The sequence below is a fragment of the Brevundimonas albigilva genome (genome assembly GCF_023503965.1).
Lineage (GTDB): Bacteria > Pseudomonadota > Alphaproteobacteria > Caulobacterales > Caulobacteraceae > Brevundimonas > Brevundimonas albigilva.
Genome location: NZ_CP097298.1, coordinates 2,308,945 through 2,327,676, shown reverse-complemented (window position 1 = coordinate 2,327,676; position 18,732 = coordinate 2,308,945). Strand labels below are relative to the sequence as shown.

The 18,732-nt window shown below is 60.9% G+C and carries 20 protein-coding genes; 11 read left to right on the top strand and 9 right to left on the bottom strand.

All coding sequences use genetic code 11. The annotated features are described in order from the left end of the window. Positions 1–65: 65 nt before the first annotated feature. Together MU852_RS17475 and MU852_RS18285 are read right to left on the bottom strand one after the other, a co-directional pair. Complete coding sequence (locus tag MU852_RS17475) at positions 66–497, bottom strand: 3-isopropylmalate dehydratase small subunit (protein WP_283843617.1); 432 nt, start codon at positions 495–497, stop codon at positions 66–68. 19 nt (positions 498–516) lie between these two features. Then, positions 517–672, bottom strand: a complete 156-nt coding sequence (locus tag MU852_RS18285) for an aconitase family protein (protein ID WP_430641143.1) — start codon at positions 670–672, stop codon at positions 517–519. A gap of 462 nt (positions 673–1,134) precedes the next feature. Here MU852_RS18285 and MU852_RS12350 point away from each other — a divergent pair, with 462 nt between their 5' ends. From MU852_RS12350 to MU852_RS12340, 3 genes are all read left to right on the top strand, one after another. Further along, positions 1,135–1,491 carry a phytanoyl-CoA dioxygenase family protein gene (locus MU852_RS12350; RefSeq protein WP_249749811.1) on the top strand — a complete coding sequence of 119 codons (357 nt, stop codon included), beginning with the start codon at positions 1,135–1,137 and terminating at the stop codon, positions 1,489–1,491. Between the two features lie 383 nt (positions 1,492–1,874). Continuing rightward, the gene (locus MU852_RS12345) at positions 1,875–2,597 is read left to right on the top strand and encodes a hypothetical protein (protein WP_249749810.1); all 723 of its coding nucleotides are present in this window, start codon (positions 1,875–1,877) and stop codon (positions 2,595–2,597) included. Then, the gene (locus MU852_RS12340; protein ID WP_249749809.1) at positions 2,597–3,406 is read left to right on the top strand and encodes an inositol monophosphatase family protein; all 810 of its coding nucleotides are present in this window, start codon (positions 2,597–2,599) and stop codon (positions 3,404–3,406) included. Before MU852_RS12345 ends, MU852_RS12340 begins: the two co-directional genes overlap by 1 nt. A gap of 13 nt (positions 3,407–3,419) precedes the next feature. Here the strand turns inward: MU852_RS12340 and MU852_RS18280 are convergent, their stop codons facing one another. From MU852_RS18280 to MU852_RS12335, 3 genes are all read right to left on the bottom strand, one after another. Next, positions 3,420–4,304: a LysR substrate-binding domain-containing protein gene (locus MU852_RS18280; RefSeq protein ID WP_430641142.1), complete on the bottom strand. Its 885-nt coding sequence runs from the start codon at positions 4,302–4,304 to the stop codon at positions 3,420–3,422. 400 nt (positions 4,305–4,704) lie between these two features. Continuing rightward, entirely contained in the window at positions 4,705–5,115 is a 411-nt protein-coding gene (locus MU852_RS18275; protein WP_409937630.1) for a helix-turn-helix domain-containing protein, read from the bottom strand. Positions 5,116–5,182: 67 nt separating this feature from the next. Next, positions 5,183–6,238, bottom strand: a complete 1,056-nt coding sequence (locus tag MU852_RS12335; RefSeq protein ID WP_249749808.1) for an MFS transporter — start codon at positions 6,236–6,238, stop codon at positions 5,183–5,185. A 715-nt stretch (positions 6,239–6,953) separates the two neighbouring features. On the opposite strand from MU852_RS12335, the gene MU852_RS12330 reads away from it, so the two are divergent. After that, positions 6,954–7,205 (top strand): hypothetical protein, encoded by a 252-nt coding sequence (locus MU852_RS12330; protein WP_249749807.1) that lies wholly within the window; start codon positions 6,954–6,956, stop codon positions 7,203–7,205. 523 nt (positions 7,206–7,728) lie between these two features. Here the strand turns inward: MU852_RS12330 and MU852_RS12325 are convergent. Further along, entirely contained in the window at positions 7,729–10,359 is a 2,631-nt protein-coding gene (locus MU852_RS12325) for an ATP-binding cassette domain-containing protein (RefSeq protein ID WP_249749806.1), read from the bottom strand. A gap of 295 nt (positions 10,360–10,654) precedes the next feature. On the opposite strand from MU852_RS12325, the gene MU852_RS12320 reads away from it, so the two are divergent. The 5 genes from MU852_RS12320 to MU852_RS12300 all read left to right on the top strand — a co-directional run bounded on the left by MU852_RS12320 (position 10,655) and on the right by MU852_RS12300 (position 13,946). Next, the gene (locus MU852_RS12320) at positions 10,655–10,975 is read left to right on the top strand and encodes a hypothetical protein (protein WP_249749805.1); all 321 of its coding nucleotides are present in this window, start codon (positions 10,655–10,657) and stop codon (positions 10,973–10,975) included. A gap of 5 nt (positions 10,976–10,980) precedes the next feature. Further along, positions 10,981–11,409, top strand: a complete 429-nt coding sequence (locus MU852_RS12315) for a hypothetical protein (protein ID WP_249749804.1) — start codon at positions 10,981–10,983, stop codon at positions 11,407–11,409. Beyond that, positions 11,406–12,284, top strand: coding sequence for a hypothetical protein (locus MU852_RS12310; RefSeq protein WP_249749803.1), 879 nt, complete (start codon positions 11,406–11,408; stop codon positions 12,282–12,284). Before MU852_RS12315 ends, MU852_RS12310 begins: the two co-directional genes overlap by 4 nt. 259 nt (positions 12,285–12,543) lie before the next feature. Then, a complete protein-coding gene (locus MU852_RS12305; protein WP_249749802.1) occupies positions 12,544–13,269 on the top strand; it encodes a hypothetical protein in 726 nt (241 codons plus the stop codon). A 128-nt stretch (positions 13,270–13,397) separates the two neighbouring features. After that, positions 13,398–13,946: a hypothetical protein gene (locus MU852_RS12300; protein WP_249749801.1), complete on the top strand. Its 549-nt coding sequence runs from the start codon at positions 13,398–13,400 to the stop codon at positions 13,944–13,946. 371 nt (positions 13,947–14,317) lie between these two features. On the opposite strand, the gene MU852_RS12295 is transcribed toward MU852_RS12300, so the two are convergent. The 3 genes from MU852_RS12295 to MU852_RS12285 form a co-directional block, all read right to left on the bottom strand. Further along, positions 14,318–15,124, bottom strand: coding sequence for an HNH endonuclease (locus tag MU852_RS12295; RefSeq protein WP_283843615.1), 807 nt, complete (start codon positions 15,122–15,124; stop codon positions 14,318–14,320). 49 nt (positions 15,125–15,173) lie between these two features. Next, positions 15,174–15,410: a hypothetical protein gene (locus MU852_RS12290; RefSeq protein WP_249749799.1), complete on the bottom strand. Its 237-nt coding sequence runs from the start codon at positions 15,408–15,410 to the stop codon at positions 15,174–15,176. A gap of 223 nt (positions 15,411–15,633) precedes the next feature. Further along, on the bottom strand, positions 15,634–16,104 hold the full coding sequence (locus tag MU852_RS12285; RefSeq protein ID WP_249749798.1) for a DUF6998 domain-containing protein: 471 nt from the start codon (positions 16,102–16,104) through the stop codon (positions 15,634–15,636). Positions 16,105–16,372: 268 nt separating this feature from the next. On the opposite strand from MU852_RS12285, the gene MU852_RS12280 reads away from it, so the two are divergent. Both MU852_RS12280 and MU852_RS12275 read left to right on the top strand, forming a co-directional pair. Further along, positions 16,373–16,978, top strand: coding sequence for a hypothetical protein (locus MU852_RS12280; RefSeq protein ID WP_249749797.1), 606 nt, complete (start codon positions 16,373–16,375; stop codon positions 16,976–16,978). Positions 16,979–17,141: 163 nt separating this feature from the next. Then, the gene (locus tag MU852_RS12275; protein WP_249749796.1) at positions 17,142–18,479 is read left to right on the top strand and encodes a hypothetical protein; all 1,338 of its coding nucleotides are present in this window, start codon (positions 17,142–17,144) and stop codon (positions 18,477–18,479) included. Positions 18,480–18,732 lie beyond the last annotated feature (253 nt).

Here is an 18,732-nt window from a genome sequence, read left to right as displayed (position 1 = left end):
ATTGGATCGAGTGTGCGTCGCGCGACGAGGGCTGCGCCTTCAGCCAGGGCAGCAGACCGCCCATCTCACGCATCTCCATCAGTCTCGGAGGGGGTGCTGAAGCCGTGGCGCTCGTCGTTCAGAACGAGCCACCCAGCCGTCCAGTCAATTCCAAGCGTTTCGCCTGCTCGAGCGGCCGAAGGCCGTTGGCACCGAATCGCGGGCAAGCCGACATTCCATGCATTGCGATAGAAGATGCGCCCAAAATCGGGGGCGATGACCAAGGCTACACCCGCCGCTTTGAGCGATGTCGCAGCCTGTTCGCGCGAACTACCGATACCGAATAAGGAATCACACCAGATCGCATCGTCAGGCTGGAGCGTGCTGGCGAGTCCGGGGAACCGGTTTTCAAACACATGGCCCGCGAGTTTCGAGGCATCGGCGTGCATGTGCTTGTACTTTCCGGGAATGATGTCGTCGGTCGAAATTGTTCCGTCGATAGTGACGATCCTATGCATCAGCAGTTCCTCGCCCGGTTTAAGACAGCTCTGAATGAAAGGGGATGGCTCCGGACAAGGCGGCATGGGCCGCCACGACCGGCGACGCGAGAAAGATGTCGGCCTCCGCATTGCCCATGCGGCCGAGAAAGTTTCTGTTCATTGTAGTCAGGACGCGGTCTCCGCGTGCAGGCACGCTTCCCTGACGAGAGCACAACGGCGGCGCCCGAGCTGCTAGAGGCTCCGGTTGGCTTTACGAAGGAGCAATGGACAACCTTCAATCGCGACGGGATTCTGGTGATCCCAAACGCAATCAGCCCGATCGACACCAAGTCATATCTCGCCGCTGCGCAGCGTTACCTCGATGCTGACGGACGCTTCGACCCCCGACACACATGGAAGATCAGAGACTTAGTCCGCCGAGATCCGTTGTTTGAGGAACTGATCGACCATCCTCGGCATATCGGGTTCGCCTACGACCTTTACGGCGATCAGACCCGGCTGGCACAGGCGGACATGTTCGCGAGGCCGAGAGGTAGCGTGATCAACCACTGGCATATCGATGGCCCTCGCGCCCTGCCCTATCGTCGTGTTCTCACCGATCTTGCCCCTGAAGTTGCGGATCGGCTATTGGCTGACAGACGTGCCAAGAGGCGATATGGGCAATCTGGTGTATCTGCCGGGCAGCCACCGCGCCGACTATCGCCGCGAACACGCCGGATTGGAAGATGTCGAAGGCCAGACGACCTTACGTTGCTCAGCCGGAACCATGACCATCGCACATGCAAGCCTCTGGCATCGGGTGTGCAGTAACAAGAGCGACACGACGCGGATCAATTTATTTCTGTCCTACACGCCAAGTTGGATCACAGGATATTACAACTACGATCCCGCATGGCTGAGCAGACTGACTCGTGAACAGCGCATTCTGCTCCGTAGTTATTTGGATAGCGAGGATCTCACCCGACCCCGTCATCTGACATGCCGCTTTTCTCAGACCCCGGGAGCGCATTAGGCGACGAAGCCGAAGTGCACAAAATTCGTCGCTTGACCCGATTTGAACGCCACTTCTCGACTCTCCCGTGAACGTGGCTTCCGCACTTGCAGAAGCACTCGCTCTGGGTGAGCGGCGCAAGATCGACATCGCCATCGAACGCGCTTGCACGACGGGGATACTGAAGCCTTACGGCGACGCTTGGGTGAGCACCGGAGACAGCGATGAGGCTTGGCCGCCCCTGTCGGTTAGCGCCTTTTGGCGCAGCGCTGGCTTCTGGCCTTTTCATGCAAAGCGGTATGTCGCGAGCGAATATGAAGCGAAAATCCTGACGGCGATGTCTCGAGTCGTTTCAAACGTATCTGCACTCCGGGCACCCCCTATGGTTTGGCGATGCTTGGGTAGTGAGCCTGTATTTGCCAAGATCGACCAACCTCGCAAATGCGCTTTATCACGGCGCCGATACGACGCGGATTATCCAATATTGTCTAAACTCGCTCAGCGCTTTCGCTGACCACGAGACCCAATTCCAGGCGGCCATTTCTGGCGCCGGTCTCAAACCACCTTCAGCCTTCCCACTTACCACCAGATACAACGCTGCGTGCGATCGGCTGAAGGACTTTTATGATCCCGAAGTGCTGCGCGACCTATCTGCTCAGCCTCCTCCAACAAATACACTAGGTTCGGCGACCCTATTCTGCGACCCCAAACCGGCAAACTTTATCCGGCCCAAGTCAGATAATAACCCGGGGATTTATCGTGTTGATCTCGACCTCATGGCCTTCTCGGCACCATTGAGCCTTCAGGCGGCCATAGCCTGCTTTTCCGTTCCGTCGGAGCCCCGCGCCAAATCCCGCCAAGAGACCTTCGCCTCAAGACTTCGGCAATGGAAAGCGTGGTGTGCAGCGCATGCGACCGGCCCTGAAGGAGAGCGATTCACTCTCCTCCTATATCATTTGGTTCGCAACCTAGCGTCATCGCTGGATCAGCGAAACGTGCGCAAAGCGCAAGCTATGGCGGACATGCTTGCTCAACTGATCGAGCTCGAGCCGTACTTTCATAATCTAAAGCTATTTCAACAGTCCTTGCTGACTAAATCATCAGTCCATCTTATGGGGATTAATTGATGGATAGAGATACGCTGAAAGCACTGCAAACAATGTTTTCGGCGAATTTTCGAGAACAGGTTGAAGCCAGTCCTTGGAAGCGCAGCGAGTTGGTCGGCACAGCAACCACCCGGGCCGATATCGACCTCGAACTGGCCATGTCGGCCTCTGCTCGTCAAATTTTAGGACCTAACCTGACCATTATTGGAGAAGAGGCGGTTTCTTCCGGAAAGTGGGCGGACATTTATGCCGATAGGGTCATCCTGATTGATCCGATTGACGGTACTCGCCTGTTTAGAGCCAATGATCCCGGCTTCGCGTCCACCTTCGCCTTGCTGGAAGGCGGACGCTTCGTCGGCGGCGCCATCTCGCTGCCCGCCGTTGGACGCGCTACGCTCTTCACTATCTCAGACACCCCCGATGAAGGCGGCCATTGCGCAGACGATAACCCCTTAGAGTTGGCCGCAAGGATCTCGGACACCCCTCAAGCCACATTTTTGGCTGAGCACTTCGCGGGTCGTGGGTTTGCCATCGCGAGGTTAGGATCTTCCGCCAGGCGACTATTGGATATCTCCGAGGGCCGATGCGATGGGCTGATCAAGCGCATCGACGCGAGTTTCGGCGTCCCAAGACTTTGGGGCATTGCGACCGGTTTGGCGTATTGCGCGTCTCGAGGCCTTCATTTTTGGTGGGATCAGCGGTCACAAACCATGGCAGTAGGCGGACTGCGTCTCAAGGCGTGTTGGCCGACACACAGCGACCTTTCGCCGATCGAATACTCTGAACTTTGGAGCAAGCTGACCGCAATTGGTTCGGCTCGGGCAAATTAAGCGCCTCGCTATCTTAGGGAGAGTGAAACCGCTCGCCCTCCTCCAAAAGCCAAGATCGGAAGGCCTCTACCGCAGGGTTACGCGATCGTGGATTGCTGAAATACAGATAGTGGTCATTAGCGGGCACAAAGCCATGCGGCGCCACAAGATGCCCCGACCTAATGTCTGGTTCGACTAGCGCCCACGTTCCGATGGCGACGCCGAGACCCGCATTTGCTGCGGCAAGCATATAGTATGTGTGGTCGAAAAATGTGTTTGACGAGGGTTCGCTGGCAGTTTGAGACGTATTCATCTCCCAATCCGCCCAAGCGTGGGGATGCGTACGTGTTGAAAGCCTCGGACTTTTGCCAATCGCCTGAGGATCAAACTGGCCGTCCATCAAAGATGTTGCGACCACGGGTCCATGAAACTCTCGCATAAACAACGTCGCGCCCAAAGCGTCGGAAGGCCCCATCCTAATCGCAGCATCGAAACTGCTGTCGCCTTCCGCGAACTCAACCGGCGCCCATGCTTCTGAGATTATGACGGGATAAGCCGGATATGCCCGGTAGAAGCGCGGAAGCCTCGGGATTAGCCAACGCATCGCAAACGTGCCCAAGCACGAAATTTTAAGGCCCTTCTCTTCGATAGGCGTCACGTCTTCTATTGCACATGTTATCGCGTCGAACGAATTTGTGAGCGCTTGGGCAAGTCGGGCTCCCGCGGCGGTCAATCGTAGTTGGCTTTTCGGCCCCTCAATCAATGGGACACCAAGAGCGACCTGCAGCTGGCGTATCTGACGACTGATGGCACCGTGGGTGACATAAAGTTCTTCTGCGGCAGTCACCATCCGACCATGCCGACCGAAAACCTCGAACGCTCTTAGGCTCGAAAGCGGCAGTTGGCTCCGACCCTTCATGTGACCCCGCTTCACAGGACGATGAGTTGTTATCGCTTGCGAAGATACACGTGTCAGGGGAAATCTTTCAAAAGAATTATCCTGTCTCGGACGAACTGAATTACCGAAGCACACGGTCGTCGGCGTTCTCAGTCGGCAATCAGACGGCGGAAGGGCGTGACGCGCAATATGGCTAGATCTCGGCCCTCTGGAATCGACAGCGAGCTTACTGCTCTACTCGCCGCCGCAGCGCGACCAACAACTCTCGAAACCATCTTTCGTTTACGCGCGCTTGCTGAAATTGCTGAAGAGGCGACGACCACGACGCTCATACGATTGGCATCAGATCTAGCTTGCAATTCCTCTGAACGGGGACCTGCAGATGTGCGAACCTTGAAACTTTCCAAAACCGCGAGCTAGACTATTCCCGGTCCAACCGGGCGAGATTTTCTATAAACTTAGCGACTTCACGCCTGACCCTGGCAGGCTTGATGTTTGGAAAGGCCGCGACGATGCTCCTGGCATCAGGTAAACTCAGAAATCGCTCCAAAACGTCGTCCACGACTACTGACACCGCGTCTCGACCGCTCGGAGAATTCTCCGAAAAGAAATAGGAAGTCTGGACTTCGAGCGCTGTTCCCAAGGCCTGAAGGGACACGGCGTTGACACGATTCAAGCCCTGCTCGTATTTCTGGACTTGTTGGTAGGTGACACCTATACGGCGTCCGAGTTCGGACTGCGACAAACCAAGCTGGAGTCTGCGAAGCCGGATGAGCTTTCCGACTTGCGCATCTGCCTCGCGCCCGGCTCGTACAACTTGGCCAGCTACCATCCTGGAGTCCCTCCCTTCCCAACGCTGCACTGACAATGGCGCGGCAAGACCACTTCTTGCCCAGCAGTCAGATCTGGTACGCCACAGAGGACGCCAAGCCTCTCAATAGGACTGTCGCGACCACACAGCAAAGCGCGATCAGAGCGATTGTCGCGAAGGCGATAGACGAAGACGTCGATGACAGAAGGAGCGCGCCCAATGTCGGGGCGGCCGCCTGAGCAATAGCGATCGGCCGTGCAATACGACCCATCACAGTAGGATAGTGTCTGGGCCCAAAGATTGCCAAGGGCAGCGTCCCTCTAGCGATTGAAAAAACGCCGATGCCCGCCCCGTACAGAATGATTGCGGGGATCGTGGCAGCAGGAGCGAACGATAGTACGCCGAGGGCAATGCAGATTGCTAAAAGCGCAAAGAGCGTTGTGGTTATCGGACTGAACCGCTTTCCAACAGTCATCTCGGCAAACCGCGCCGCAACCTGAGCGGGACCGATCAAAGCAGCCGCGCCGATAGCGGCGGCGCTGCTGCGGCCCTGCGCCAGCAAAAGATTTATCAGGTGCACCCCGACCATCGTGGCAACCAGGGTCTCTACCATAAATATTCCGCCGGTAAGCCAGACTATGTCGCGACGCGGTTCGCCAACCTTCCCCAAGTCGATCGCTGGCATTACGATCTCTGATGAGGAGCGCTGAAATGAACAGCGGTAGATCGGCAAAGCCACTAGCAAGTGCATGCCGGCATAAATCAGGCATGTCGCGCGCCAACCGACAGAGGCAACCAAAACACCGCTAAGCAGCCAGAAGACGCTGCTGGCGAAGCCGCCAATCAACGCGACCGATGTGATGATGGGGCGGGCATCACTGCCGTAGATACGTCCCAAAGAACTAAAGACAGCGTCGTAGAGGCCAGAAGCCATTCCCAACCCAATAAGGATCCAGCCGCCGATGTAGACATACAGGGTTTCGCCAAGCCCAATCGTGGCAAGGCCGGCAGCAAAAAGAAAGCTGCTAGCAGACAGAACTTCTCTCGCGCGCCCGCCGCTAATCCGACGCCCAACCAAGGGAGAGATGATCGCGCCAGCAAGCACGCCTATCGAAAGGCCGCCAGTAATCATCGGCAGCCCCATCCGGTAGCGACCCTAATTGGCTCTGCCAAGACAGCCAAAAGATAGAGCGATGTCCCGAAGGCGATTAGTTGAGCCACTCCAAGCCCGCCTCCCAAGATAGCTTTCCGAGGCTTCAAGGCTGTTATGATCGGCACCGTCAACAATCACTCCGTTCGACCGTGAGCGCTACTTCCAAATCGCGCCTCTTTGCCGCCGGATATGCTTGACGTGCTCATTTGGACCAAACGATTTAACCAAGCCGCTATGTGATAAAAGTTCACATTGAAGCTGTGGGCTGGAAGCAGCGTCCGAGCCCCTAGAAGCTTGTGGCGGCGCCTCTGTTTACGAGGACGATCAATCGCTGATTGCGCCACCCCAAAGGCTGAAGAAGTTAAGCCCCTTACGCGACCCGGTAAGAATTCGAGAAATGACTCGGTCCCAGGCTCGCGATCTCCCCAAGGCCAACCTAGGCTTTCAAGTCAGAAGGCAGATGATATCAGGGCCTTTGTGGCGGCGATGGCAAACTCGCCCGAAGCTTCGGTCGAAAGCCTCGAGCCATGGAGGTCCTGAGCCTTAACGGAGGCGGATTGCATTGAAACCCTGTGAGTAGCTCACTGCTTATCTCGGAAGCTGGCGAGCGCGAATGAAATGAGCATGCCAAACTTTGTAGGGGCCTGCTTTCGTCCTCGGGACCATTCCGTCCGACGTCTCCCATCTTCAATTCTTAAGGCTCTTCATGACACCCGTCGAACTCGCTGATCTTTCAATGCGCATCTCGGCACTTGAACGTGTGGTGGAACGGGTGGCGGAGACAGCATCCGGTCCAGCGGCCGAACGCTTGTCGGAGCGCCGCGAAGAAATCGAGGCCGTGTTCCTCAATCCCAATACGATGGGCGACATCAAGCGGGCCATCTCCTTCGAGCGGGTGCTTCTCAGAGGCGTGCAGGTCCGTTCACACGAAAACGCCGGCGGCCGCTGTTGGGGCTAGGCTTCGCCGCGCTTGTGGCGGCTGTCGCTATCGTCGTGTTTGTGCTCGTTTTGCGTTGGCCCGGAACGAGTCTAGTTCACACGGCAGCCTCGGTGACGCCCCCAAGTCGGGCGCCCTGGTCTGTGATGTTGCCTATGTGAACGATGGCGACACCCTGCGATGCGCGGACGGAACGCGATACGACTCCATGCTGTCGCAGCCCGGGAGAGCGACGAAACCTGCAGCCCGGGACATCCCTGTCCGTCTGCATCGGCGGCCAGCGCGACCCGGAAGCTTAGAAAGCTGGCCGACGGTCAGCGCCTGCAGTGCGAGCCTACTGGCAACAGCTATAACCGGGTGACCGCGATTTGCTGGAATGAGGCGGTCGTAGAGATCAATTGCGCGATGGTGCGCAGCGGCACAGCTCTTGTCTGGGATCGATTTGACCGTGAGGCGCCGATTTGTCGGCGACGCAATTGACGCGGCATAGTCGTGGCTTTCGATCGAAGTGAGAAATGCCGGTGCTCGCCGTCTGATCCGGTGACTATCCTACAGATACAGCGATCTCGACAGGTTGAGGCGCGCGGATATGGGTGAGTGCCATTCGCGCCTCAGCGGTGACGGGCTCCGCCACAGAGAGTTTCAAGGCCTCCCGACGCAACCCCTCCAGACCCAAGTCAGGCACGACGCCGAGCGCAGCTCCAAGCAGGTTCTTGCGCGTCTGCCCATCACCGTCGAGACGAGGATCGCTTGCGGCGCGGAAGATCAGTTGCGCCAACTCCTGGCGCGCCTGGTCCCCGCCGTGTTCAGCCAGATGTCTGGCGTAGACCGAACCAGCCGGCGGGAATGTAATGAGGCTTTCCACCGAAAGAATGCGATTGGCTGCAGAGGCCAGTTTCTGGCGAAGGGCAGCATCGGGGATCCGCGCGTCAACTGCGATCACGGCGGGATACAGGGCCCTTTCATCGGAGGGCATGTGGTCAAGAAGATCAGCGATCTGAACTGCGAAGGGCCGGACCGCCAGGTCGGTTCGCGTCGCCATCACATCGAGTACGGATTTGGTTTCGAGAGCGGGATAGCCATGCCGTGACAACCAGGGGAACATCACGCGGAGCATTGCTTCAGCTTGGGTGGGCGTCGCATCGTTGCTGCAGCGTGCGATGAAGTTGCGGCGCCCATAGCGCGTATCCACGCGGCTGTAGAAGGTCAGGAGTTCATCGAACAATGCGGTGAATTTCTCGGCACCCTTGGCCTCACCCATCTTGATGCTCGCATCGACGCCGGTTCTGATGGGAGACTTCGCGGCCAGCGTCTGGGCCTTCGCCAGCGCTGCGGGCTCGCCCAACTGCTTCAGCGCCGCAGTAATTCGATGCAGGTCCGCGAACTCGCCGCTCGCCGCCATGCGCAGGAGGTGTTCAGCCAGAACATCGCTCGACGCCAGTGCGGGGCCTCTGTCCAGATGGATGATGTTCTGAACCAGCCGGATCCCAAAGCGGCGTTCGACTTCGCGTTCGGGCCTGACCTTCTCCAGAAGCTCCGCAGCCGCTGAAGCCGGATTGACGCCCTCGACCTTGATGACGGCCTGGGCGAGGACGGCGTGACCAGCCTTTAGCGCGTCCCGGTTGACGCCCAAGCGCGTGACCAGCCCCGCCAGATGGGGGTTCTCGTCCAGTCTGACCGATTGCGGATGCCGTCGCAGGAGCAAGGCTTCCGGCATCCGCTGATCGAGCCGGGCGCAAAGACAGAGATCGAGATAGGCGGAAAGAACAGGCGCCGCTGCGGTTTTGAGAGGCGCGAGCAGTTTGGTGGCGAACAGATCGACCGATCCTTCCGCCATCACCATCGCAAGAAGGAAAAGTTGACCCGAGTTTTGGAGATCGGTCAGCCGTCGTCCGGTTGGAGGGGACTTCTCCAAGGCCGCCGCCAGACGGTCGACCTCACCATCGGTGATGCGCAACAAATCCGTATCGCAGACGGGAATCCGGGCCTCGTGAAGCATGGTGTTCACATCGAAGTCCGGCCGCGTCGTGGACAGGATGACGAGAGGAAGGTCGGCGTCGATCCCCAACAGATAGTCCAGTGCGGATGTTCGGTCTTTGGGGTCATCGACCAGCAAAAGCACTCGCCGATCCATCGCCTTGGCGAAGGCGAAAAGCCGATCCCAATCCTTATCCTTGGGATCCTGATCGACGAGGTCGAAGGTCAGCATGCTGCCAGAACTGGCGATGTCGTATGCGGTTCGTCGCGCCAGCGTGGTTTTCCCGGAACCTCCGGGACCGCGAACGAGATGGAACTCGGCATGCGTCGCGGACAATATCTTGTCCTTCAGCGCGACACCCGCATCACGCGAGATATCGATCTCGTCGTCCAAACCTTCCCACGTGACGATGTCCCCGTTTCGGAAGCTTTTGACGGCGCTCTCGCTCGGGTCCGCCATCCCGACGCCCACTGCCTTGAACGGCGAGTTCGCACGGAAAGGATGGCCTGGCGCGAGCGCATACTTCCTGACCAGATCGAGAGCTGCACGTCCGGTAATGACGGAGCCGGCGTCGAGCGTGGCGAGGATGTCGGAGATCGCCAAAGCCGCGTCGGCAGGTTCTGACAGAAATGGCGCCAACCTTCCGCGGGTCGCGAGCGCCAACTGACCCTGAAAGTCCGGAGCGGCAAACTCGATCTGGGTTACGCTGAGCATCTTCAGCGCGTGTTCCTTGAGAGTCTTGCCATGGGCTGCCTTCAACTCAGGCTTGGCTCCGTCCGCCAGCTTCTTGGCGATCAGGTTCAGGTGCTTTCGTCGGATAACCCGGGTGACATCCTGTCCTTCCGGCATGGAGACGGTGATCAGCTTGAACGACAGCAACGGCCGTTCTGCCTGGTCTGCATCGAGCCAGTCGCTTAGAAAACCTTGAAGGACCGCGTCCAACGCCGTCCAGTTGAGCGTTTCGCTTGGCCGGTTTTTGAGTTGGACGTGGACCTGCTTTCCGTCGCCATAGAGCAGGTCGACATCCTGGGCGCCTTCATAGCGAACCGCGACGAGGCCGCCGACGCAGCCCAGAAGTTCGACGACCTTGAACGCGGCGTACTGTTCCTGAAAATCAAATCCCTTGAGCGCCCAGCCGCCTGCCTGGCGTGCAGGCGTTCGCAGGGCATCGCCCCTGATGATCCACTGTGTCGCCAACTCTTACGTCCCCTTGGAACAGCGTCACCCCGACCCTGCAGTTTCAACGATTGGGGCTTGGTTGCACCCGTTTCGGACGGGCGGATAGACCTTCACCTTGCGAAGCCAGGCTTTAATCTTTCCCTATAAACGCCCCCGTTTTCCCGGCTTGGTTGTCGCGCCTCAAGACGCGCGATGGCGATCCGGTCGATGGAGCGACCCATATCCGGAGGTTTCGCCGCCATGAACCGTGGTTGCGGTGGTCGCGCCCGCGGCTATCAACTTGTCGGGGCCTGGTGAATGCAGGGAGGGGCCGATGACTGATGCAGATCGCGACAATCCGGATGCCGAGACAAGGGAATTTCTGTCTCACCCGGAGACGGCCGAAGCCGGGCGGTTGATCATGGAGGCTGTCCAGCGCGAAGGAGACCGGGGCGCTATGCTGGTGGCCGGCGAAATGCTCTCGGCCTTCCTCGGTGACGCCTTGCGCAAGCTCCAGCCGGGCGCGCTGGAGGCGAGCGACCTGGATAGATTGACCAAGGGGTCGGCCCGTTGGCGAGTTGGTCTTCCCGGTCTCGCGTTGCGGCTCTGGTTGGTCTCATCTCGCCCGCGACGCTCAAGGCGCTCGACGATCTGAGGGAGGTGAGAAACAAGGCGGCTCATTCCGAGAAAGCCTTCGCTCTCAAGACCCATGAGGTTCGAATCCGCCGCGCCTTTGAACTCGGTCCCAACGTCAGTTCGGCCGTCAACGCCATGGCGGTCGAGACGGTCATGCAGCACGCGCTCAACCGGGTTCAGCAGAGCGGTGCGTCACTGGTCGAAGACCTGGGCCACAATCCTTTCGAAGACCGTCGCGCCGCAGCCGAAATCCTGTCGCAGAACGCCGAACTCATGGCTGAACTTGGGGACCAGGCATGGCGGGTGGAACTTGGGCTCGGGGTCTGGCTGCTGCTTGGCAAGATGCGCGTTGAACGCGACGCTTTTCTCGCAAAAATTCATCCGGATCAGCCCATGGGCAAAGACGCCTCCGCACCACCTTCGCCAAGCATAGAGCGCAGCGAGGAGAAATGACGGACACGCAGCAGGAAATCCCGCTCTCCCCGTTTCAAAAAGGATTGGCGGAGGCCTGTCGAAAACTGGCCGAGCGCCCCCGTCATTCCACGCTCAACGCCATCAAGGGCTTGAAACGCGCGTGGTTGATCGCCGACCTTGATCCTGAGATCGCCCTCTTTCGAGCGATCACGGCGGAAGAAGAAGCCGCAACCGCGCTTATGATCGCCCTTCGTCAGAGGCGCTATCCCGGTTCCAGAGCGCTCCAGCCGACGCGGCATGCAGACAAGGCCGGCTTCTCGATCATGGTCAAAATGGTCGGCGCCTTCTTTGCCGAATCCGGCTGGCCCAATCCGCAACTGATGTTGGTGACGGACAAGAAGCGCCCCAGGATAGATGTGCGAATTCCGGGCAAGTCCTGGGGCTTTCCTCCGGACCAGATGATTAATCCGGATGAGCCGCTCAACCTCACCGTCAAGATCAGCAAGGGTGAGGAGCCGGGGCGACTGACCCTTTTCGAGGAGAGGTTCGCCGCGCTTGCGTCCGAGGCCGGAGCGGATTCGATCAAGGCCCACATCGAAACGGAGGCGAACCTTCGTAGCGCCCTTCTCTATGCGTCCGACAAGGGCCTGATGGTTGTCGAGAACCCGCAGCCCTCCATTCTGGAGCGCAAGCGGCGCACCTTCATCCTGATCGGCCTTGTGATCATCATCCTGCAGTCGAAGGGGCATCAACTCTTCGCCGTACAGGCGCTGCAGACCTATCTTCTCGCGCTCGGCCGATCGTCGGACGACGTGTTCGACTACACCCCGCGCGGTCCTGACCCGGACCTGCTTATTGAGGTGCGAAAGACCGACGGCGGCGAGCCGATGACGACCATCCGGCGCAAGACCTGACCAGCGGCCGCCTGCTGATCGTAGATGACCTCATGCATCCCGGGTTCTTGCCTGCTGCGCGGCGAGCAAACTTGAGGTTGTCACGTCGCGGGTCTTAGAGACTGCGGCGGCGCATGGAGCCACGAAGTGATCTGGAGGGGCGGTGATGGCGGGTGAAGGGGAAGCAGGCGAACCGGCTACACCCGCTTGTCTGGTCTGTGGGGCAAGCCCCACGATCAGAGCCCATCTGATCCCGGAAAGCTTCATTCGGGAAATCCAGATGAAGCCGAAATCCGGCGAGCAACATCTGATCATCCACCCGGACCAGGATCATAAGCAGGCGTCAAAGACCGGCCGCTACGCGCCTCGTATTCTCTGCGGACCGTGCGACGGAAAACTCGGCCGTTATGAGGAGGTCGCGCTGCGTCTGCTCGGGCGCCTGCGGTCACGCAAGGTGGGTGTGAAGACAGGAACTGAATCCCGGATTGATGAAGGGAACCATGCGTTCCGCGCACCAGACCCGGACGCCTTCATCCGCTTCGCCTGCGGCATACTGTGGAAGTATGCGTCCATTTCGCCCGATACTCCCGGACACATCGACCTTGGCGACTATCGCGACGTCTTCGAGGACATTTGCTTTCGGGGCGCGCCAATTCCCAAGGGGGTGGATGTCGGGCTGGAGCGCGACATGTTCTCCTTCGCCGCCTTCACCAACCCCAACGACGTCTATTACTACCTGACGCCTTCAACAGGCGCCCGCGGCGCTCGGCAAGTGGCGCAACTGGCGTGGTTCGGCGTGTGCGGCTTCGTCATCTATGTGCGGTTCGATCCGGATGGGTCGTCTGATCATCTGCCTTCGCGCTGCTGGATGCGGGGCAAGGAGCAGTTCCATTTCCACGTCTCGCGACGCTCGGTCGATGACCAGTTCAGGCAACTGGCTCCTTTCATCCGGGCGTTGGAGCCGGATCTGTATCGGTTGAACGGCAAGATTCTCTCCCGATTTTGAGAGGCTGGCCGAGCCATGTGTTCGCAGTAGAGGTCCAAATCGCATCAGGCGGCGCCAGCAGGACGGAGCCGTGAAGGATGCGGTACACGCAGATGGATGTCCAAATCAGCGAACTTAGTGGGGAAATCATGATCGATACGCTTGTCCTAATCATTGGCGACCAAGGCTCTGGGAAGAGCAATCAGATACGCAGCGTGTTCGAAGAAGCGGAACTGCACAGCTTCTACGGAGGATATCCGAAGAGCGCGAACATTCGCCGCAACTACCCCGTCAACCCCGACATCGATCTGCTCGTTCGCCTGTCGTCCTGGCATGAGCGTGGCGAGACCTACGCCCAGGTGAAGGCAGACCTCAAGGCCGGCCACACCGATGCAAGACGACGCTACAAGGTCATCGCACCGGCACAGGTGTCGGCCACCAAGCTCATGGCCGGCGAAGACCTGTTCGTCCAACTGCACTCGGACTTCCATATCCGGCGCAGCTACGCCGTATGGCTCCATCCCAATGTCGCCGGCGCTAACCCGTTCGCCATCAGTCCAAAACTGGCGTCCTTCCTATCGGCGAACCGGTACGCCAGCGCGCTCAGCATCGACTCGGCGGTTTTGCACCCGAGCGCGGCGCCTTCCACGAACAGCATCAACGCCCGACTGCTCGCCGACCTGCTATTCAGAACCTGAGCGGGCGGCCTCCAACAGAGCGGCCCGCGCGACAAGAATCCTGATGACCGTTTGGAGAAATCGCCGACCTCTCGCTTCGCCTCTCAGCCCTGGAACGCGTCGTCGAACGGCTGGCCGCCAGCGCGTCAGGTGCCGGCGCAGAAGCCCTCGCGCAGCGCAAGGCCGACCTCGATGCGCTGGCTCTGCACCCGGACACGATGGCGGATATCAAACATGCAGTGTCGTTCGAGCGGCTGCTCTTGAGGGGCCTGAAGAGCCCTTGAACTCGGCGGCTGTCCTCACCTGGAGTCGGGGTCATGGCGGCTGCATGGTTCAGCGCTAGCCGGAGATCGGCGCCTCGGCGCGCCGCGCTTAACAATGACCAACCTCGGTCAGGCGGAGGTCGGCATCGGGTGCAATGCGAGGTTTTTCAGGCTGTAGAGCACGCTTTCCCCAGGCTTCTCCAAAACCCATCGCCGATAGCCGTCGATGTCCGGGCCGCTCAGATTGATGGCGAACTCCGTGCCGAAAAGCGCAAGTACGAAATACCATTCGCCTGCGGCCGTCACCAGAAAGTCGGACTCGTGTACAATCTGCTGACGGTCTCCCGAGGCGTCCACGATGTAACCGTCCGATGGATAGAGCTGGCGCACATGCACCGGCCAGATGGGCGTGGTTCCGCGTCGGGCGTGGTCTCGTAGCGGATCGAGTTGGGCTTCGCCGCAGAGATAATCCAGACCGCCCTCGCTGGTCTCGAGACGCGCCGCCATGCTCTCGAGCGCGATCTTGGCCATGAAGCGCGAGAGGACGGAGCCCGTCGGCCAGGGACCGGCGGTCGGGATCAGAAGCTGGCCGCTCTTTTGCGCAATGACGCGTTCGAAGGCGTCGGGCGGCACGGCGACGGAGGTCAGTTCGAGCTTTGGGAACCGCGTGACCTCCACCGGCACGCCCGGGCTGAGAAGACCGCTGATGGTCGGGACGCGGCCCTTCTTGCTCAGGAGTTCCTGTTCGAAGCGCAGCGTCTTCACCCCAGGAGACTCCAAGAAAGGCTTCTCCACCCCCTTGGCGAAGTAGTTGTTGCAGCCGTCACAGACGACGCCCCGGCCGAGGATATGCCGGCTGTTACCCAGAGACTCCGGAATGATGTGCTCCACGCTCCTGGACCGGGAGGAGTCAGCCTTGCAGAACAGGCATCGCATCTGTCGGTCTCCATCCCGGCTCAACGGAAGTCGCGAGTCTTCACCTTGATCACATCAAGGGAGAGGTCGAGAATATAGATATCGCGCGGCGGCGCGGCGCCGCGAGGTCATCGCCACGACCATGCCGGAGCGGGAAGGCGCCGCCCCTGTCGCCCACCGACGCGAGAAGGTCCGAACCGTAGTGGAGCCGGGTCCCGACGATATGGACGACCTCATCCTCCCGCTGGACCTTGCCGTCCACGACCAACAAGGCTGGATGAGAGGACGATCCGGCGTTGCTGCTCATGAAAGCGTGGCCAAATCACCACTTTGGCCACGCCTGTCTCGTCCTCGACGGTGATGAACATGATTCCTTCGTGCTGCCCCATCGGAGTGACCCGCCTAGCTCCGAATGGACAAACCGCAGGATGAGTTTCTGGCGCCGGCGCCGCCGTGATCGCTGCAGGTGGAGGAGGTGTTCCCTGATTGCGGGCGAGGCGGCGCGCGATGCTTGGCGTCGTAGGGGATTGTCAGCGTTTTCGACGAGCCGGGATGCGCTGATCCGGTTCAACTCGGGCGTTCAGAGACCGCAGCCTCGCCATCGAGATCGACAGCAGTTTTTCACCGAAGCCTGCTCTCGTCTTCATGGCTTCGGCGATCACGTCGCCTGGGCCGTTGAAAATGACCTCGTGCGAACCGTCTTCGCTCAGGCGAAGGCCGAGATAGAGGTCCGGCGTCTTCTTGAAGGTCAGGCTGTCCTTGAAACCGGCCTTGATCTGGACGTCCCGTCCAGTGTGCTCGGCGACGGCGTCATAGTCCGCTCGGCCTACTCTATCGAGACGGATTTCAAACTCCCGCTCGGCGATCAATTCGCCGATATCGCCGACGAGGCGGCCGTCGATCGTAAACCGATGCCGGGTGCCGCAATGGCCCTGAAGGTGGCGTATGCCTTCAAAGATCAGGCGCAAACCTTCCGCGACGTCTTCGTGCGCGTTGCTCATGTCGCCCCCTTTTGTCCTGCAAGCTTCCGATCGGGCGATGACCATCCGTCAATGCTGCGGTCGCCGGAAAGAAATGGCAATGGGCTGGCCGGGTATTGTCCAGGCTCTGTCTGATCAAGGCGGCTGGAGGTCCGCTTTGTCCAAGGCTAGGTCGAGAGCGGCTATATCGACGGATGAGTTTAGCTCTTGTCGAGAACTGGGCGCCGTCTGGTCGTGATGCACAGGGGGATCTGCCGGCGCCGATCAGCGAGATCTTGCGGACGGGCCTGTGGTGGACTCTGGAGTGGCGCCCTACGGCGACTGGAGCGTTCTCCAACTGCGACTGCAGACGCCGGGGCTGGACCGGGCGGCGCCGGGCGTCTCCGACGCGCCCGCCGGTCGGCAGGTGTCGGATCGCTGCGAGGCGTGGGGCGCGCGACTGCCGGAGAAGCCGCAAGACCTGTGGCCCGTGGTGACGGCGTTGTCCCGTACCGAACGGCTGGACCTGATGGCGACCTGTGCGGGCGTCGGCGTGCTCGCCGTCCGCGATCCTCACGAACGCCGCCCCGGCGCGTGGGATCATGCCGACACCCTGGCCACGGCGGTCAGTCTGGACATGACCCGGACATGGTCCGCGACGGCGTCCTCGTACTTCTCGCGCGTGCCCAAGGCGCGGGTTCTAGAGGCCGTCACCGAGGCGACCAACGCCGAGGAAGCTGGACGGATCGCGGGGTTCAGGAAGGGCGACATGGCGGACGCCGCCGAACGTCTGGTCGAGGGCAAGGGGTGGCTGCCGCCCCTGCTGAGGACGGCGCCTATCGCGGCGGAAGCGGCGGCGCCCGGCGAGACCGGGCAAGACGGCGGGGACGACGACTACGTCTTCGCCGCCGAATAGGCGGACGCCCACTTCAAACTCGCCGCGCGCCCTTCGGGGGCGCGCGGCCTTTTTGCTTTCGGCAGGACGGTCAGCCTCCGTCCGCGCATGAAGACTGCGCGCGAACCGACGGCCTTCCGACGGTGAGCTTGAAGCGCACGGCGTCACCACCCATGATGGCGCCATGACGCACGAGGGGCCGAACTGGATCGCGCCGCGAGAGGGGCAGGACTGGCGCGACCACGAGGTGCTCGCCGCCGTCGACTGGTTGAAGGGCTTTGTGCCCCGGGCCGAGATGGAGCGTCGGCTGGACGCCGCGCGCGCCCGGCTGACCCGCGCGGGGGAGTTGTGGCGAAACGGCGAAGGCGCTGACGCCTATGATCCGGCGGACGCCGCCGCATGGTGGATCCTGCAAGGCGAAAGTTTCGGTGACGGCCGCGAATGGACGGCGCCGGACATGCTGGCGCGGACGGTTCCCTATCTGACCCGGCTGGGTCGCGAACTGGACCGGATCCGCGCGATCCCGGGCGCGGAAGAGCGCGCCGAGAGAATGATGAACGGCGGCCGCGCCGCCGTGGAGCCGGCGATCTATGAACTGCTCGTCGCCCTGGCGTGGTCACGCCATGGCTGGACGACCACCTTCGTGCCGGAAGTTCGCGGCGGCCCGCGTTCGCCCGACCTCGATGTCGCGCGACCACGGCGTCATTGGGCGGTCGAGTGCAAACGGGTCACGCGCACCGCCTACGCCGAGAACGAGCGCGCTCACGGACTCGCGCTCGCCACGCCGGTGCACCGCCTGTCCGAAAGGCTGGGCCGCTCCGTCGTCGTGCGCGTCGCCTATAAGGCGGAGCTTCAGGACATTCCCGCCGACTATCTCGAGGCCCGGGTCGCCGAGGCCCTCGAAGGCCCGCTCCAGTGGGACGACGCCGTGTCGGCGGGCCGCCTCACACCGTCGAACTGGCGTCTGGTGCGCGAAGTCATGGACCGCGACGACGTCTATTACGGGTCTAGCCGTATGATCGAACTGGCGTCGGGACGCTACGACGACCAGGCGGACCACAGCTTCTCCGGCCGCTGGCGACCCGCCGATGGGCGGCCCTTCTATGCGTCCACCCTCTATCACTGCAGCGTCGTCACCTGGATCAGCACGGCCCGGCAGGCGCAGTTGCTCAAGGCCCAGCATTTCCGGCGGCTCATCGCCGACGCCGAGGGCCAACTTCCTGACGACCGCCCCGGCGTCGTCCATGTCGGCTTCGAGACGATGAACGGACACGCGTCGGAGCGGCTCAGGCATCTGCGGAACGTGGTCGAGGCCCGGCTCTACACCCCACGCAATCCCCGGTTCCGCTGGGTCTACGGCAACTATTTCGCGCCGGAACGCACCACGGCCCGCATGGAAACCTGGGCCCTGAACGAATCCATGGCGCCCTACAGGATCGGTCGGCACAGGACCGCCTGGCCGCTACCGGATCATATGCTGGTCTCGGACGAGGAAGACTCCCAGCCGGGCATGCATTTCTGACGCGACCGCGGGCCAGCGAAGTACGATCCAAGGCCGCCGTCGCCGCTTCTTGCAGGACTGGCGGGGCGCACGGACGACAGCGGGCCTGACCCGGCCCGGAGGCGCGTTCCCGGCTGAAATCCCGGGTGTCAGAAACGCATCTCTCCCTGTTCTGGCCCGCCTTGCGCGGACCTCTCCCGGCTTGATCTGGTCGGTTCGCCTCGGGGCGCGCAACCGGTCGTCGCGACTTTCTTCCCCGGCCTTCGGCCTCCTC

Coding starts and splice junctions, on each gene's coding strand:
- MU852_RS17475 (WP_283843617.1), bottom strand. CDS start 497: ATGCATAGGATCGTCACTATCGACGGAACAATTTCGACCGACGACATC.
- MU852_RS12350 (WP_249749811.1), top strand. CDS start 1,135: ATGGGCAATCTGGTGTATCTGCCGGGCAGCCACCGCGCCGACTATCGC.
- MU852_RS12340 (WP_249749809.1), top strand. CDS start 2,597: ATGGATAGAGATACGCTGAAAGCACTGCAAACAATGTTTTCGGCGAAT.
- MU852_RS18280 (WP_430641142.1), bottom strand. CDS start 4,304: ATGAAGGGTCGGAGCCAACTGCCGCTTTCGAGCCTAAGAGCGTTCGAG.
- MU852_RS18275 (WP_409937630.1), bottom strand. CDS start 5,115: ATGGTAGCTGGCCAAGTTGTACGAGCCGGGCGCGAGGCAGATGCGCAA.
- MU852_RS12335 (WP_249749808.1), bottom strand. CDS start 6,238: ATGGGGCTGCCGATGATTACTGGCGGCCTTTCGATAGGCGTGCTTGCT.
- MU852_RS12330 (WP_249749807.1), top strand. CDS start 6,954: ATGACACCCGTCGAACTCGCTGATCTTTCAATGCGCATCTCGGCACTT.
- MU852_RS12320 (WP_249749805.1), top strand. CDS start 10,655: ATGACTGATGCAGATCGCGACAATCCGGATGCCGAGACAAGGGAATTT.
- MU852_RS12310 (WP_249749803.1), top strand. CDS start 11,406: ATGACGGACACGCAGCAGGAAATCCCGCTCTCCCCGTTTCAAAAAGGA.
- MU852_RS12305 (WP_249749802.1), top strand. CDS start 12,544: ATGAAGCCGAAATCCGGCGAGCAACATCTGATCATCCACCCGGACCAG.
- MU852_RS12300 (WP_249749801.1), top strand. CDS start 13,398: ATGATCGATACGCTTGTCCTAATCATTGGCGACCAAGGCTCTGGGAAG.
- MU852_RS12295 (WP_283843615.1), bottom strand. CDS start 15,124: ATGCGATGCCTGTTCTGCAAGGCTGACTCCTCCCGGTCCAGGAGCGTG.
- MU852_RS12290 (WP_249749799.1), bottom strand. CDS start 15,410: ATGAGCAGCAACGCCGGATCGTCCTCTCATCCAGCCTTGTTGGTCGTG.
- MU852_RS12285 (WP_249749798.1), bottom strand. CDS start 16,104: ATGAGCAACGCGCACGAAGACGTCGCGGAAGGTTTGCGCCTGATCTTT.
- MU852_RS12275 (WP_249749796.1), top strand. CDS start 17,142: ATGACGCACGAGGGGCCGAACTGGATCGCGCCGCGAGAGGGGCAGGAC.